General features: G+C 34.3%; 1 protein-coding gene. It reads right to left on the reverse strand.

The genetic code is table 11. The annotated features are described in order from the left end of the window. Nucleotides 1–146: 146 nt before the first annotated feature. Complete coding sequence (locus tag BO51_RS10075) at nt 147–1,319, reverse strand: iron-containing alcohol dehydrogenase (RefSeq protein WP_463262465.1); 1,173 nt, start codon at nt 1,317–1,319, stop codon at nt 147–149. Nucleotides 1,320–1,419: the final 100 nt, after the last annotated feature.

The following is a 1,419-nucleotide window of genomic DNA, read 5'->3' on the forward strand; positions in this document are numbered from 1 at the left end:
TATACTAGTACCTATATGTAAAAATGTTCTTAAATATAGTATTGGAGCAGGATCAAAATTGATCCTACCCCAACAATTGACAAAGAGCCAAAAATAAAGATGCATGACTCATAAAATAAGAGCCATGCACCTTGGAATTGAATTAATTAAAAATCTACTTCATATCCATAGTAAGCACAGGTTAACAATCTTTCCATTTCTTCTGGAGTAATTGGCCTTGGATTAGAGCCTGTACAAGCATCTCCAACAGCTAACTTAGCAATATTTGAAACTTTTTCTTTAAATTCTTGTTCATTAATACCGAATTCTTTTAATGTCTTTGGAATACCTAGCTTCTTATTCAATTCATCAATCTTTTCACAAAGAACTTTTACACATTCTTCATCTGATCCATCTATACCAATACTCCTTGCAATGTCTGCATAACGCTTCATTGCACATTTCTTATTGAATTTAATTACATAAGGTAGATAGATGGCGTTAGCACAACCGTGTGGAATATGACCTGTAGAGAAAGCAGCTCCAGTCTTATGTGCCATAGAATGTACTATACCCAACAATGCATTTGTAAATGCCATACCTGCTAGACATTGTGCATAGTGCATTTGTTCTCTGGCATTCTTGTCTCCTTCATAGGAGTTCAACAAATGTTCAAAAATCATTTGAATAGCCTTTATTGCAAATGGATCTGTAAATGGGCTATTAGCTGTAGATACATAAGCTTCTATGGCATGAGTCAATGCGTCCATTCCAGTATGAGCAACTAATTGTTTTGGCATTGTTTGAGCTAAATCAGGATCAACAATTGCTATATCTGGAGTTATATTGTAATCTGCCAATGGATATTTTACACCTTTTTCATTATCTGTAATAACCGAGAAAGCAGTTACTTCTGTTGCTGTACCAGAAGTAGATGGTATAGCTATAAACCTTGCCTTATTCCTTAAAGTTGGCATGGAGAAAGGTTGTACAATATCTTCAAATGTCAAATCAGGATATTCATAAAATACCCACATAGCCTTAGCAGCATCTATAGGTGAGCCTCCACCTATGGATATAATCCAATCTGGCTCAAATTCTCTCATAGCTGCAGCACCTTTCATAACTGTTTCAACTGATGGATCTGGTTCAACATTTTCAAATAGCCTTGTTTCTATTCCTGCTTCCTTTAGATACTCAATGACCTTATCAACAAATCCGAATTTCTTCATTGAACCTCCGCCTAGCACGATTATTGCCCTTTTGCCTTTTAAATTCTTTAGCTGTTCAATAGCTCCTGATCCATAATAGATATCTCGTGGTAATGTAAATCTCATTATAATAAATCCTCCTTGTACAATATAGTTATAATCAAATTACAGTTTTCCACTGTAATAATTATCAATTTCTTAAATAATAATATAGTCTTCTTTTCTAATC

The sequence above is a fragment of the Soehngenia saccharolytica DSM 12858 genome (assembly GCF_059568515.1).